Origin of the sequence: Mesorhizobium sp. M0761, assembly GCF_040320205.1 — a bacterium.
In the GTDB taxonomy this organism is placed as follows: Bacteria; Pseudomonadota; Alphaproteobacteria; order Rhizobiales; family Rhizobiaceae; genus Mesorhizobium.
Map to the genome: position 1 here is coordinate 19873 of NZ_JAMYPF010000018.1, position 13340 is coordinate 33212.

Here is a 13340-nt window from a genome sequence, read left to right on the forward strand (position 1 = left end):
CATGTTTGGGCGGCAGGCTCCGCCGCGCGCGTTTGTCCATGGAGGGGCGCCGGATCATGAGCACGACACCCGATCTCGCTACAATCGAAGCAATGGATGCCGCCGATCCGCTGCGCTCCATGCGCGAACGCTTTGTCTTGCCGCAAGGCGTGATTTATCTCGACGGCAATTCCCTGGGCGCCGCGTCAGCGGTCGTCTTCAGCGAACTGCAGCAGGCCGCCACGCAGGAATGGGCGCACGACCTCATTCGCGCCTGGAACACCGCCGGCTGGTTCAACATGCCGGTGGAACTCGGAGATCAGCTCGGGCGACTGATCGGCGCGGCTGATGGGCAGACGGTGGTCTGCGACACAACCTCGATCAACATCTACAAGCTGCTGCACGCAGCGCTCGGCATGCGGCCGGATCGGTCGGTCATCGTTGCCGAGGGCGACAGTTTCCCGACCGACCTCTACATGGCCGAAGGCGTCGCCTCGACCCGGCCGGGAACGCGGCTGCGGCTGGAGGGCGTCGACGCGGCCGCAATCGAGGAGCTGATCGACGACAGCGTTGCCGTCATCCTGGTCAACCACGTCAACTACAAATCCGGCCAGTTGCGCGACATGGCGGCGCTGACGCGCAAGGCACATGACGCCGGCGCGCTGATCATCTGGGATCTCTGCCACACGGCCGGCGCCTTGCCGGTCGAACTTGACCGTGCCAATGCCGATTTCGCCGTCGGCTGCACCTACAAATACCTCAATGGCGGCCCGGGCTCGCCAGCCTTCATCTACGCGGCCGAGCGCCACCATGACGATGCCCACCAGCCGCTCAGCGGCTGGTGGGGCCATGCGCGGCCCTTTGCCTTCGAGCAGGGCTTTGCCGTCGGCAGCGGCATTCGCCGCTTCCTGTGCGGAACGCAGCCGGTGCTGTCGATGCGGGCGCTCAAGGGCGCGCTCGATATCTGGAACGACGTCGATATGGCGGCGGTGCGCAGAAAAAGCATCGCGCTGACCGACCTGTTTATCCAGCTCGTCGAAGCCAGATGCGGCGCCTACGGGCTTGAACTGGAAAGTCCTCGCGACGGCAGCCAGCGCGGCAGCCAGGTGTCGTTCCTCCATCCGCATGGCTATCAGGTGATGCGCGCGCTGATCGAGCGCGGCGTGATCGGCGATTTCCGGGCGCCGTCGACCATCCGTTTCGGCTTCACGCCGCTCTATGTCGGATATGGCGATGTCTGGCAGGCGGTCGAAGTCCTGGAGGATATTCTGCGCACCGGCGCCTGGCAGGACGCCCGCTTCGCGGTGAAGACCGCGGTCACCTGAGGAACTAGAGCAATTTCAGGAAAAGTGTGAAGCGGTTTTCCGTCCGCAATTGCGTCAAATCAAAGAGCTAGAGCATTTCGCCGTTTACGTTAAACGGTGAAATGCTCTAGAGCCGGGTGCGGACCGTCCAGAGCTCCGGAAACAGCACAACCTCCAGCATCTTCTTCAGATAGGAGGCGCCTGAGGTGCCGCCCGTGCCGCGCTTCAAGCCGATGATGCGCTCGACCGTGGTGACGTGGTTGAAGCGCCAGCGGCGGAAGTAATCCTCGAAGTCGACCAGCTTCTCGGCCAGTTCGTAGAGCATCCAGTAGCGCTGCGGGTCGCGGTAGACGGTTTGCCAGGCAGCCAGCACGTCTTCGTTCTCGACGCGCGTCTCGCGCCAGTCCGTGCGCCCGGCATCGGCGCCGATGTCGAAGCCATTGCGCGCCAAAAGCAGAAGCGCCTCGTCGTACAGCGACGGCGTGGCCAGGATCGCTTCCAGCCTGTCCGTAAGATCGGGCCGGTGCTTGTGCGGCCCGAGCATGGCTAGGTTGCGGTTGCCGGCCATGAACTCGATAGCGCGGTACTGCCACGACTGGAAGCCCGAGGATTGGCCGAGCGCGTCGCGAAACTCGGTGTATTCGCTTGGCGTCATCGTGCGCAGCACGTCCCAGGCATTGTTGAGCTGCTCGAAGATGCGCGCGACGCGAGACAGCATCTTGAAGCTCGGTTCGAGGCGGTCGGCGCGGATAGAGCGGATCGCGGCGCCGATCTCGTGCAAAGCGAGCTTCATCCACAATTCCGATGTCTGATGCTGGATGATGAACAGCATCTCGTCATGGGCCGAAGACAGCGGCGCCTGCGCATCGAGCACCTTGTCCAGCTGCAGATAGTCGCTGTAGGACATCCGCTCCTTGAACGACATCTGCGCGCCATCGGACGCCGGATCGTGCGGCTTAATCAATTGATCTTCTCCGCGCGCAACCGGAAGCGCTGGATCTTGCCGGTCTGGGTTTTGGGCAAGGCGTCGATGAACTTCACCGAACGCGGATATTTGTAGGGCGCGATCGTTGCCTTGACGTGGTCCTGCAGGCGTTTGACGGTCAATGCGTCCGGCGAAACGCCTTGCACAAGCACGATATGCGCCTCGACGATCTGGCCGCGTTCGCCGTCCTCGGCGCCGGTCACCGCGCATTCGGCGACGTCGGGATGCGAGAGCAGCGCCGCTTCGACCTCGGGGCCGGCGATGTTGTAGCCGGCGCTGACGATCATGTCGTCGGAACGCGCGGCGAAGTGGAAGAAGCCATCCTCGTCCTGCGTGAACGTATCGCCGGTGAGATTCCAGCCGTCGCGGACATAGTCCTTTTGCCTGGCATCGGCCATGTAGCGGCAGCCGGTCGGGCCGCGCACCGCCAGCCGGCCAGTAGAGCCGCGCGGCAACTCCCGCATCTCGTCATCGACGATGCGTGCCTGATAGCCGCCGACGGGTTTGCCGGTGGAGGCCGGCTTCATGTCGTCGAAGCGGTTGGAGATGAAGATATGCAGCATCTCGGTGGCGCCGATCCCATCGAGGATCGGCTTGCCGGTCTTCTCAGTCCATTCCTCGAAGACAGGCGCCGGCAGCGTCTCGCCCGCCGAAACCGCGACGCGCAGCGAGGACAAGTCAGCGCCTTGATCCATGGCCTTGAGCATGGCCCGATAGGCGGTTGGAGCGGTGAAGGAAATGGTCGCTTTGTAGGTCTCGATGATGTGGATCATGTTGGGTGGCGTCGCCTGTTCCAGCAGCGTCGCCGCGGCGCCGAAGCGCAGCGGGAAGATGGCGAGCCCGCCAAGACCGAAGGTAAAGGCAAGGGGCGGGGAGCCGACGAAGATGTCGTCGGGCGTCACCTCCAGGATTTCGCGGGCATAGGCGTCGGCGACGATCAGCAGGTCGCGGTGGAAATGCATCGTCGCCTTCGGCACGCCGGTGGTGCCGGAGGTGAAGCCGAGCAGCGCGACATCGTCGCGGCCGGTGTTGACGGCAGTGAAGGTGACCGGCTTGTCGAGGGCGGCTCGGTCGAGTTCCGCGTCATGGTTGGCCGTGCCGTCGAAGCCAATGACCTGCTTGAGATACGCATTGCCCTTGGCGCAGGCGGTCATCTCGTCCATCAGCCTCGTATCGCAAAGTGCGACCGTGATTTCCGCCTTGTCGACGATCTTGGCGAGTTCGCCGGCACGCAACATCGGCATGGTGTTGACGACCACCGCGCCCACCTTGGTGGCGGCCAGCCAGCAGGCGACCATGGCCGGATTGTTGGCCGAGCGGATCAGCACCCGGTTGCCCGGCTTGACACCGTAATTCTCGACCAACGCATGGGCGAGCCTGTTGGTCCAGTCGGACAGTTCCTTGTAGGTGCGGCGGCGGCCATTGCCGATCAGCGCGGTGTGGTCGCCGAAGCCTTTTTCGACCAGCCTGTCGGTCAATTCGACGCCGGCATTTATGTGGTCGGGATAGTCGAAGCCGTCGAGCAAAAACTCCGGCCATTGCTCCGGCGGCGGCAGGTTGTCACGCGTGAATGTGTCGATATGCGCTGATGGCCCAAGCATTTTCGGCTGCCCCTGTCTGCCTCGCGCCCATGGCTGAACAAGGCGCAGGATCGCACCAGTCGAAATTTGTTTCAAGCCTAAAATGTTTTTAGGTCGCAGCATTGACGCCGCCCTGTTCGGCGGCCATTCCTGTCGACTGAACTGAAGCCATCCGGGAGGGATGCAGATGCTCGAACATCGTGTTGCCGATTGGGACAATGCCTACGCCAACGGCGACAACATTGCCGGCAGCAATCGCTGGCCGGCCGCGTGGGACACACCGGCACAGGCTTTTCGCGACACAATGTCGGCGTCCGGTCGGGCCAAGCTCGACATCTCCTATGGCGACAGTCCACGCAACAGGCTCGATCTGTTCCTTCCCGATGTCATGCCCAAAGGGCTCGTCGTCTTCATCCATGGCGGTTACTGGAAGGCGTTCGACAACAAGCCATGGTCGCATCTGGCCAACGGCGCGGTTGCCAATGGCTTTGCCGTGGCAATGCCGACTTACACGCTTTGTCCCGACATACGCATTTCCGGCATCGTCAGGGAAATCGCGGCGGCGATCGGCAAGGCGGCGACGATGGTCGGCGGGCCGGTGATCCTGACCGGGCATTCCGCCGGCGGCCATCTCGCCTCCAGGATGGTGACGACAACGACGCCTCTGGCCGCCGATGTGGCCGGCCGCATACGCAATGTCGTCTCGATCTCCGGGGTTCATGATCTGCGGCCGATCATGCGGACGGGGATGAACGCGACACTGGCCATCGATGAAGCGGAAGCACTGGCCGAAAGCCCGGTTCTGCTGCGCCCCATGCAGGGCGCGCGCATCACCTGCTGGGCCGGCGGCGGCGAGCGGGCGGAGTTCCTGCGCCAGAATGCGCTGCTTGCCAACATCTGGATCGGCCTCGGCGCCACGACCAGCACAGTGGTCGAGCCGGACCGGCATCATTTCAGCATCGTCGACGGGCTTGCCGATCCGACACATCCGCTGACGCGGACATTGCTGGCGTAGTAACAAACAGTTTATCTGTTAGATTTAAAGGCTTAAATGCGCGACCTCAGCGCAACATCAGAACGCTGCAAGCAGCGCCTGCTTCTGCCGCCGGAGCGAAGGGCTCGCGCACGATCAGGCCGTTGGCGTCGGCCAGCATTCTCAGCATCGAGGAATCCTGGATGCCGAACGGCGTCGCCACCAATGCGCCGGCTTCTTCCCGGACCACGGCGCGCACATAGTCTTGCCTTAGATCATTGGCCGGCATCGCGGCGCCAAGCTGAGCCTGGCGGATGTCCTGCCGGTGGGGACGGCCGCCGAGCTGCGCCAATAACGGCTTCAGGAACAATTGCGAGCAGACCAGGCTCGCCACCGGATTGCCGGGCAGGCCGATGCACCTGATATCGCCCAGCCGCCCGAACATCAGCGGCTTGCCCGGGCGCATGGCGAGCTTCCAGAAGTCGAGGTTCATGCCTTCGCCGGTCAGCACGTCATGGACGAGATCATGGTCGCCGACCGAGGCGCCGCCGAGCGTGACGATGACGTCGGCTTTCGCATCGACCGCCTTTTTCACCAGCGCCGCGATCGTTTCCTTGCGATCGGCCGCTATACCGAGATCGAGCGCGCGAGCGCCGACCGACTGCGCCACAGCAGCGACGCCATAGGCGTTGGACGAGATGATCTGGGCGGGGCCAGGTTCGCTGCCCGGTGGCAGCAATTCGTCGCCGGTGGCGATGATGGCGACCAGCGGCCGTTGCACCACGTTCAACCGGGGATGATTGGCCGACGCCGCCAGCGACAATGCAGCCGGATCGAGCACGCGGCCTTTCTCCAGCAGCACGTCGCCTTGGGCAAAATCCAGTCCAAGGCGGCGGATGTTGCGGTTCTTCGCCGTCGGTTCGGTGACCTCGATCCGGCCACCGCCGAGATCGCGAACATTTTCCTGGATGACGATGGTGTCTGCGCCTTCAGGCAGCGGCGCGCCGGTGAAGATGCGCACGGCTTCCGCCTTGCCGACAGCGCCGTCAAAGCCGCGCCCTGCAGGCGCCGTGCCGATCACCGAAAGCCTCGCGGGGAGGGTCGCCACATCCTGCGCCCGTGCGGCATAGCCGTCCATGGCAGATGCATTGAAAGGCGGCTGGGTACGCAGCGCCACGACCGGCTCCGCCAGCACCCGGCCGGCCGCATCCGCCAGCGCGACGCTTTCACCGGGCAACGCCACAGCGCCGTCGAGGAGGCGTTGAAGCGCCTCGGCGACCGGAACCAGCGCCATTACGAACCCGCCCTGTAGTCGCCGGACTTGCCGCCGGTCTTTTCCACCAGCCTGATGCCGGAAATCACCATGGCACGGTCGACCGCCTTGGCCATGTCGTAGATGGTCAGGCACGCCACCGACGCCGCGGTCAGCGCCTCCATCTCGACCCCGGTCTTGCCGGTGACGCGGGCAAGCGCGGTGACCCTGAGGCCGGGCAGCGTGGTGTCCGGTTCGATGTCGACCGACACCTTGGTCAAAAGCAGCGGATGGCAGAGCGGGATCAGCTCATGCGTCTTCTTGGCCGCCATGATGCCGGCAATGCGCGCGGTACCCAGCACATCGCCCTTCTTGGCGTCGCCGTCGAGGATCATCTTCAGGGTTTCGGCCCGCATCGACACAAAGCCCTCGGCGACCGCCGTGCGCGTCGTCTCCGCCTTGTCGCCGACATCGACCATGTTGGCCTCGCCCTTGGCGCCGAGATGGGTGAGGGCGGCTGCCATTGTCAGGCTACCTCTGCCTTCGCCTTGCCTGTCAAAAGCAGCCGCGTTGCCGCAGCGACATCCTCTTGCCGCATCAGGCTCTCGCCGACGAGGAAGGTGCTGATGCCGGTCTTTTGCATCCTGAAGCAATCGTCGTGGGTGAAAATGCCGCTCTCGCTGACCAGCAATCGGCCGCCCGGCACCATCGACGCCAGCCGTTCCGAGGTTTCGAGGCTGGTCTCGAATGTTCTGAGATTGCGGTTGTTGATGCCGATCAGCTGCGACGACAGTTTTACCGCGCGCTGCGTCTCGGCCTCGTCATGCACCTCGATCAGCGCATCCATGCCGAGTTCGAATGCGGTCGCTTCCAATTCGCTGGCCAAGGCATCATCGACGCTGGCCATGATGATCAGGATGGCATCAGCGCCCCAGGCGCGAGCCTCGTAAACCTGGTAAGGGTCGAACAGGAAATCCTTGCGCAGCGCGGGCAGGGCGACGGCGTTGCGCGCATTGGTGAGAAATTCCGGCGCGCCCTGGAAGGATGGCGCATCGGTCAGCACCGAAAGACAGGCGGCACCGCCTTTCTCATAGGCCTGCGCCAGTGCGGGCGGGTCGAAATCGGCACGGATCAAGCCTTTGGAAGGGCTAGCCTTTTTGATCTCGGCGATCAGGCCGAAGCTGCCCGATCTGCGCTTCGCCTCAAGCGCCCTCAGAAAGCCACGCGGTGCGTCGGCATCCTTGGCTCGCGCCTTGATCTCGGCCAACGGTATCCGCGCCTTCGCCGCCGCGATCTCGTCGCGTTTGTAGGCCTCGATCTTGCGCAGAATGTCAGCCACGGCTCATCCGTTCGAAATCTCGACCAGCCTGTCGAGCACGCCCAGCGCCCGGCCGCTGTCGATGGCCTGTGTGGCCGCGGCCATGCCGTCGGCAAGCGTCGTCGCCTTGCCGGCTACCACCATGCCGGCGCCGGCATTCATCAGCACCGTATCGCGATAGGCGCCGGCAGCACCGCCCAGCATGTCGCGCAACGCCTTGGCGTTGTAGGCGGCGTCGCCGCCGCGCAACTCGTCCTTGGTGTGGCGCTGCAGGCCGACGGCTTCCGGGGTGAGCGTGAAATGGCGGATCTCGCCGCCGGCCAGTTCCGCCACCTGCGTTTCGCCGGTGGTGGTGATTTCGTCATAGCCGTCGCCATGGACGACCCAGGCATGCTCGGTGCCCAGCGCCTTCAATGTCTCGGCCACCGGCACGATCCATTCAGGCAGGAACACGCCGACCATCTGCCTGCTGACGCCGGCCGGATTGGACAGCGGTCCGAGCAGGTTGAAGATGGTGCGCGTGCCGAGCTCGACGCGGGTCGGGCCGACATGCTTCATCGCAGGGTGGTGCGCCGGCGCGAACATGAAGCCGACGCCGGCCTCCTGGATGCAGCGGCCGATCACCTCTGGCAGGATATCGATCTTGACGCCGAGCGCGACCAGCACATCGGCAGCGCCCGTCAGCGACGACAGGCCGCGATTGCCGTGCTTGGCGACCGGCACGCCGCAGCCGGCAATGACGAAGGCCGAAGCGGTCGAGATGTTGACTGAATGCGAATTGTCGCCGCCCGTGCCGACAATGTCGATGGCGCCCTCAGGAGCTTCGACGCGCAGCATCTTGGCACGCATGGTGGCGACGGCGCCGGAAATCTCGCTCACGGTCTCCCCGCGCACGCGCAACGCCATCAGGAAGCCGCCGATCTGGCCCGGCGTCGCGTCGCCAGACATGATGATGTCGAAAGCTTCGCGCGCTTCCTCGAAGGTAAGCCCGGTTCCCGTGGCGACCTTGGCGATATGGGTCTTCAGGGCGCTCATTGGGCCAAGACGTTCATTGGGCTAAGGCCATTCATTGGGCGAGGGCTTGGGAAACGGCGGCCTGGTCGACGCTGACGGCGTACTGCGTCTGCAACTGCGCCACCAGCTGGTCGAGCAGATCGTCGGACATGCCTTGCGTGAAGGATTTTTGCGCATCGTCGGGTACCGAGCTGGCGTCGGCTCCGGCCGGCTCGAACACTTCGGCGACCTTGAACAGGATCTGGCCGTCGCCGGTGGGCGAGGGGATCAGCCCGGTGCCGCCTTCGCCGACCCCGAACATCGCAGCAGCACCCTCCTTGCCGAAATCGACATCGTCGGCCTCGCGCTTCACGCCGCGCTTGGTCTGCTTTTCAAGCTTCAGTTCGCCGGCGATGACGTCGAGTGTGGTGCCAGCCTTGAGGCGCTTGTCGAGTTCGTCTGCTTTCGCGGTCAGCCGCTTGGTCGTTTCCTCTGTCGTCCAGTCCGCCACCACGCGCTGGCGGACTTCGTCCAGCGTGCGGTCGCGAGCCGGCGTGATCGATGTCAGTTCATAGAACACGAAGCCGTTGTTAGGCGTGGTCAGGGCTTGATTCTCGGTGTTGGGCTCGGCCTCGAACACCGCCTTGATCAGGTCCGGCGATGCCGGCAGGTCCTTGATGATGGTGCCGTCCGGCTTGAGGCCGGTGCGGTCTATGGCCTCGACGGTGACGTCCTTGAGCTTCAGTTTGGCGGCGGCTTCGGCCAGCGTGCTGCCGGCGGCGCGGGTGTCTTCGTAGTTGTCGTGCACGTCGAGCAGGATGCGGCTTGCTTCGCCGAGCGCCAGATCCTTTCGGATCTGGTCTGACACTTCCGCCAGCGGCTTCACCGTTTCCGGTTTGATCTCGGTGACGCGCAAAAGCACCGGACCGAACGCGCCCTGGACGACCGGGCTGACTTCGTTGACGGCAAGCGCGAATGCGGCATCGGCGACCGCCTTGTCGGTGATCTTATCCTTGGAGAGCGTGCCGAGCAGCGTGTCGGCCGGGGTCTTGCCCTGCGCGGTGACGATCTTGTCGAAAGTGGCGCCCGTCTTCAGCGAATCGGATGCCGCCTTGGCGGCGTCCGCGGAAGGAAACACCAGCTGTTCGATGGTGCGCATTTCCGGCGTGGTGTAGCGGCCCTTGTTCTTGTTGTAGTCGTCGCTGACCTGCTGGTCCGTTACGGCGCTGACATCCATGATGTCTTCGGGCTCGAGCCGGACATAGGAGAATTTGCGGTATTCTGGCGCCGCGTAGGTTTTCTTGTTGGCCTCGAAATAAGCCTGAAGCACGCTATCGGATGGCGCCTCGATGGGCTCCACCAACGCCTTTGGCAAGATCAGATAGTCGATGGTGCGGTCTTCGCCGCGATAGAGCGCAACTGCCTTGAAGAAGGTGTCTGGAGCCTTGAGGCCGTCCGAAACCGCTTCGACGATCTGCTGGCGCACCGCCACCTGAGCCCGGTTCTTCAGATAATCCTCCGGCCGCATTCCCAGTTCGCGCAGGCGGGATTCGAACAGCCGGCGGTCGAACTGGCCATTCGGGCCCTGGAAGGCGGGTTCCTGCCGCGTCAGTTCGGCCAGCCTGTCCTTGGAGAAGCCAAGCCCGAGCTTGCGCGCCTGTTCGTCGAGGACGGCGCCGGACACCAACTGAGCCAGCACCTGGTTGTCGATGCCATAGGCCTTGGCCTGGTCGCGGCTGATACGCTGGCCGATCTGCTGCTGCAGCATGGCGATCTGGCGATCGTAGGCGAGGCGGTATTCGGTGATCGACACGGTGGTGCTGCCGGCGGTGATCACCGCATGATGGCCGGCCAGGAAGCCGCCCGTCATCCGCGTGGTGACGCCCCAGGCAAGGAAACTCAACACCAGCAGCGACAGCAGGGCTTTCGCGACCCAGGTCCCTGCCGCGCTTCTCAATATACCAAGCATTGTTACTTCCGATTTTTGCGCAGTTTTGCGTGCGCCCGAGTCTGAAACAAGCGCAATAGCGCCCTTCCGGCTCACTGTCGATTGCTTTGTGGCCTGATTTTGATAGGGAGGGCGAGACCCCAATGTCGCCCGGAGAACCAGATCCCCATGACGCCAGGAATTCGACCGCTCGTTGCCGGCAACTGGAAAATGAACGGCACCAGCGCTTCGCTGAACGAGCTCAGGATGATCGGCAACGGCTTCATGAGCGGGCTCGACGCAGAGACCGAAGCATTGGTCTGCGTGCCGGCGACCTTGCTGTCGCGCGCCGTCGAAATCCTGTCGCGCACGCCGGTGCGGGCCGGTGGCGAGGACTGCCACATCAAGGAAAGCGGCGCCTTCACCGGCTGTGTCTCAGCCGAGATGCTGAAGGATGCGGGCGCCAGCCACGTCATTGTCGGCCATTCCGAGTGCCGCGAACAGCGCAGCGAGGACGATGCCATCGTCCTCGCCAAGGCCTCGGCGGCGTGGCGGGCAGGGCTCGTCGCCATCATCTGCATCGGCGAGACCAAGGCCGAGCGCGAAGCGGGCACAGCACTCGACGTGTTATCGCGCCAGGTCGCCGGCTCGGTGCCACCGAGCGCAACGCCCGCCAACACCGTTATCGCCTACGAGCCGGTATGGGCTATCGGCACCGGCCTGACGCCGACCGCCGAAGACGTGGCGGAGGCGCACGCACATATCCGCCAAAAACTGGCGGAAGCGCTCGGCGCAGTCGTGGCCGGCAAGATGCGCATTCTCTATGGCGGCTCGGTCAAGGCGTCCAACGCAGTCGAACTGCTGGGCGTCAAAAACGTCGACGGCGCGCTGGTTGGCGGCGCCAGCTTGAAGGCATCCGACTTTCTCGCCATCGCCGAGGCATACCAGAATATCGCGTAGGCCCCGGAATTTCGTTGCCGACAGTTCCGTCATCGACTTATGAACGCGGCAGTTCGGCGGAAATCGTTGCAAAGGGCGCATTGCTTCCCATATTCCGGCCACGGGCTTGGAAATGCCGTTAAAGCATTGTATGGAGCCGCCTCCAAATCACCGGCCCTGATCGCCAGGGAGCGGCAGGGCTTGCCAGGATAAAATATGGAAACCGTACTGATCGTCATCCACCTCATGGTCGTGCTCGCCCTTGTCGGCGTGGTGCTGCTGCAACGCTCCGAAGGCGGTGGTCTCGGCATTGGCGGCGGTTCCGGTTTCATGACCGCGCGTGGCGCCGCCAATGCGCTGACGCGGGCGACGGCGATCCTGGCCGCGGCCTTCTTCGTGACGTCGCTGACACTCTCTATCGTTGCCCGCTATGGCGAAAAACCGATCGACATTCTCGATCGCGTGCCGGCCGACAGCGGCAACGGCGTGCTCAATCAGTTGCCCGGCACGACGGCGCCGACGCCGCCTTCGGGCAACACCGCACCGGCCGCGCCCGCGGCCAACGGCGCCGCCACCACGCCGCCCGCCACCACGGCCCCGGCGACGGCTCCATCTCCGGCGACGCCACCTGCAACCGATTCGGCTACGCCGCCGGCTACCAATGGCGTTACCTTGCCGGTGACACCGCAGGTTCCGAACCAGTAGTCGGTAGCGTCAGATGCCGCGATCTGTTGTTGTTTCAACACAGTCGCGGCAAATGGCACACGATCACGAAGATTCGACCGCACCCCGTGCTTGAGGCCCGTACGCCACTTCGATTATAGATTGCCGGCGGCACTTTCTGCGCCCTTGGGGGGCGCCGGGCGACGCCGTGGGCAACAAGCATTGAACGATCGGATCTTCGCCATGCAGCTTCGCAGCTTCATTTTCATGGGGTTTTGTGCCGTATTCGGCATGAGCTCCGCGGCCTTCGCCGGCACTCCGGCAATGACCTCACCGCAGGCGGTTGGCAAAACCGCTGTCATCAACGTCGCCGCCAAGAGCGATGCGACGCAGCTGAAGCTTCTCAAGAAGAAGAAAAACCCGAGCCCGGATGATCTGGCTCAGATCAGCAAGCTCGAAGACAAGATCGCCGCCGACAGGGATCTCGCCCGCGTCAAGGCGCTCGAGGCCCGCAAGCTGGCGATGCGCGATGCGGCGAAAGCCAGGGCCGATGCCCAGCGCCAAGCGTTCCTGGCAAGCAAGGGCAAGCCGGTCGTGGTTGCCGACGCCAAGCCAGGCAAGAAGACCACCAAGATCATCGCTCCGGTTGACCCGATCGCGCCGATCGAGCCGATCGAATCGGCTGAACCGCTTCCGGCCGAAGCGATGAATATCGCGCTGACCGGCAACAATGGCGAATTGCGCAGCGAGGCCCCGGGCCAGAAGCCGACGAGCGGCGGACTGTTCGCCGGCCTGTTCGGCGGCACGTCCTCTGCCTCGTCGATTGCCTATCTCCCCGAAACGCGCGCGCTCGACCAGGCTCTCGCCAAGCGGCAAGCCAAGAAGCAGTTCAAGGTGAAGCCGGAATTCGTGCCGCAGGACGTCGAATTCAGCGGCTATGAGCCGGGTACGATCGTCATCGATACCAGCGCGCGCCGCCTCTACCTCGTCGAATCGGCTTTCACCGCCCGCCGCTATGCGATCGCGGTCGGCCGCGAAGGCCTGCAGTTCAAGGGCAAGGTTGCCGTTGGCGACAAGCAGGAATGGCCGCGCTGGATCCCGACGCTCGACATGCAGAAGCGCGAACCCAAGCATTATGGCCAGTACAAGGACGGCATGCCCGGCGGCGGCCAGAACCCGCTCGGCGCCCGCGCCATTTATCTCTACGACGGCAAGAAGGACACGCATCTGCGCATCCACGGCACCATCGCGCCGCAGTCGATCGGAACCAGCGCCTCCAATGGCTGCTTCCGCATGATCAACGAGCACGTCATGGACCTCTACAGCCGCGTCAGGGTCGGCACCAAGGTCGTCATCATCTGACGCTTTCACAAACCTGCCGAAAGGGCCGGCTTTTGCCGGCCCTTTTGTTTTGACCAAAACACCAG

12 protein-coding genes are annotated in these 13340 nt (G+C 64.0%); 5 read left to right on the forward strand and 7 right to left on the reverse strand.

Translation table 11 applies throughout. The features are described 5' to 3' along the window. Positions 1-56: 56 nt before the first annotated feature. Positions 57-1304, forward strand: a complete 1248-nt coding sequence (kynU, locus tag NKI32_RS24440; RefSeq protein ID WP_023696564.1) for a kynureninase — start codon at positions 57-59, stop codon at positions 1302-1304. A gap of 106 nt (positions 1305-1410) precedes the next feature. On the opposite strand, the gene kynA is transcribed toward kynU, so the two are convergent. Together kynA and NKI32_RS24450 are read right to left on the reverse strand one after the other, a co-directional pair. Further along, a complete protein-coding gene (gene kynA, locus NKI32_RS24445) occupies positions 1411-2247 on the reverse strand; it encodes a tryptophan 2,3-dioxygenase (protein ID WP_023748414.1) in 837 nt (278 codons plus the stop codon). Then, positions 2244-3869 carry an AMP-binding protein gene (locus NKI32_RS24450; RefSeq protein ID WP_023684707.1) on the reverse strand — a complete coding sequence of 542 codons (1626 nt, stop codon included), beginning with the start codon at positions 3867-3869 and terminating at the stop codon, positions 2244-2246. The genes kynA and NKI32_RS24450 overlap by 4 nt, the downstream gene beginning before the upstream one ends. 166 nt (positions 3870-4035) lie before the next feature. Between NKI32_RS24450 and NKI32_RS24455 the strand changes: the two genes are divergently transcribed. Continuing rightward, complete coding sequence (locus tag NKI32_RS24455; RefSeq protein WP_352840309.1) at positions 4036-4863, forward strand: hormone-sensitive lipase; 828 nt, start codon at positions 4036-4038, stop codon at positions 4861-4863. Between the two features lie 46 nt (positions 4864-4909). Here the strand turns inward: NKI32_RS24455 and NKI32_RS24460 are convergent, their stop codons facing one another. Genes NKI32_RS24460 through NKI32_RS24480 form a run of 5 tightly spaced genes read right to left on the reverse strand, consistent with a single transcriptional unit; the run spans position 4910 to position 10353 of the window. After that, complete coding sequence (locus NKI32_RS24460) at positions 4910-6115, reverse strand: molybdopterin molybdotransferase MoeA (RefSeq protein WP_353003957.1); 1206 nt, start codon at positions 6113-6115, stop codon at positions 4910-4912. Continuing rightward, positions 6115-6597: a cyclic pyranopterin monophosphate synthase MoaC gene (gene moaC, locus NKI32_RS24465; protein WP_023726639.1), complete on the reverse strand. Its 483-nt coding sequence runs from the start codon at positions 6595-6597 to the stop codon at positions 6115-6117. The genes NKI32_RS24460 and moaC overlap by 1 nt, the downstream gene beginning before the upstream one ends. Positions 6598-6599: 2 nt before the next feature. Then, positions 6600-7412 carry an indole-3-glycerol phosphate synthase TrpC gene (gene trpC, locus NKI32_RS24470; protein WP_023750454.1) on the reverse strand — a complete coding sequence of 271 codons (813 nt, stop codon included), beginning with the start codon at positions 7410-7412 and terminating at the stop codon, positions 6600-6602. A 3-nt stretch (positions 7413-7415) separates the two neighbouring features. After that, entirely contained in the window at positions 7416-8426 is a 1011-nt protein-coding gene (gene trpD / locus NKI32_RS24475) for an anthranilate phosphoribosyltransferase (RefSeq protein ID WP_353003960.1), read from the reverse strand. 31 nt (positions 8427-8457) lie between these two features. Next, positions 8458-10353 (reverse strand): peptidylprolyl isomerase, encoded by a 1896-nt coding sequence (locus NKI32_RS24480; RefSeq protein ID WP_023688560.1) that lies wholly within the window; start codon positions 10351-10353, stop codon positions 8458-8460. Positions 10354-10500: 147 nt separating this feature from the next. Between NKI32_RS24480 and tpiA the strand changes: the two genes are divergently transcribed. The 3 genes from tpiA (at position 10501) to NKI32_RS24495 (ending at position 13275) form a co-directional block, all read left to right on the forward strand. Continuing rightward, the gene (gene tpiA, locus NKI32_RS24485; protein WP_023819952.1) at positions 10501-11271 is read left to right on the forward strand and encodes a triose-phosphate isomerase; all 771 of its coding nucleotides are present in this window, start codon (positions 10501-10503) and stop codon (positions 11269-11271) included. Positions 11272-11466: 195 nt separating this feature from the next. Further along, positions 11467-11955, forward strand: a complete 489-nt coding sequence (secG, locus tag NKI32_RS24490; RefSeq protein WP_023693455.1) for a preprotein translocase subunit SecG — start codon at positions 11467-11469, stop codon at positions 11953-11955. Positions 11956-12156: 201 nt separating this feature from the next. Then, the gene (locus NKI32_RS24495) at positions 12157-13275 is read left to right on the forward strand and encodes a L,D-transpeptidase (protein WP_027049440.1); all 1119 of its coding nucleotides are present in this window, start codon (positions 12157-12159) and stop codon (positions 13273-13275) included. The last annotated feature ends 65 nt before the right edge of the window (positions 13276-13340 follow it).

Bases quoted from the DNA above. Each gene is read 5' to 3' on its own strand.
- kynU (WP_023696564.1), top strand. From the start codon at position 57: ATGAGCACGACACCCGATCTCGCTACAATCGAAGCAATGGATGCCGCC.
- NKI32_RS24450 (WP_023684707.1), bottom strand. From the start codon at position 3,869: ATGCTTGGGCCATCAGCGCATATCGACACATTCACGCGTGACAACCTG.
- NKI32_RS24455 (WP_352840309.1), top strand. From the start codon at position 4,036: ATGCTCGAACATCGTGTTGCCGATTGGGACAATGCCTACGCCAACGGC.
- NKI32_RS24460 (WP_353003957.1), bottom strand. From the start codon at position 6,115: ATGGCGCTGGTTCCGGTCGCCGAGGCGCTTCAACGCCTCCTCGACGGC.
- moaC (WP_023726639.1), bottom strand. From the start codon at position 6,597: ATGGCAGCCGCCCTCACCCATCTCGGCGCCAAGGGCGAGGCCAACATG.
- trpD (WP_353003960.1), bottom strand. From the start codon at position 8,426: ATGAGCGCCCTGAAGACCCATATCGCCAAGGTCGCCACGGGAACCGGG.
- NKI32_RS24480 (WP_023688560.1), bottom strand. From the start codon at position 10,353: ATGCTTGGTATATTGAGAAGCGCGGCAGGGACCTGGGTCGCGAAAGCC.
- tpiA (WP_023819952.1), top strand. From the start codon at position 10,501: ATGACGCCAGGAATTCGACCGCTCGTTGCCGGCAACTGGAAAATGAAC.
- secG (WP_023693455.1), top strand. From the start codon at position 11,467: ATGGAAACCGTACTGATCGTCATCCACCTCATGGTCGTGCTCGCCCTT.
- NKI32_RS24495 (WP_027049440.1), top strand. From the start codon at position 12,157: ATGCAGCTTCGCAGCTTCATTTTCATGGGGTTTTGTGCCGTATTCGGC.